The organism is Bacillus cereus group sp. N6, from assembly GCF_016483705.1.
GTDB classification, from domain to species: Bacteria; Bacillota; Bacilli; order Bacillales; family Bacillaceae_G; genus Bacillus_A; species Bacillus_A wiedmannii.
On record NZ_JAEHBI010000391.1, the window covers coordinates 1 to 203 of the forward strand.

Sequence of the window (203 nt, forward strand, 5' to 3'; positions counted from 1 at the left end):
GTAATAGATGGATCAAATAATGGAGTCATTGCTACTATTACCGTTGGAACTGGCCCTGATGACATTGCAGTCAATAAAATTACTAATAAAATTTACGTTGCAAATTACGGATCCAATACAGTATCCGTAATAGATGGATCAAACAATGGTGTCATTGCTACTATTTCTGTTGGATCTGGTCCAGAAGGAATAAGTGTAGATCA

General features: G+C 36.0%; 1 protein-coding gene. It reads left to right on the plus strand.

All coding sequences use genetic code 11. From position 1 onward, the window contains the following. The coding region (locus JDS99_RS31695) for a YncE family protein (protein ID WP_369413410.1) at positions 1–203 on the plus strand (203 nt) is incomplete at both ends.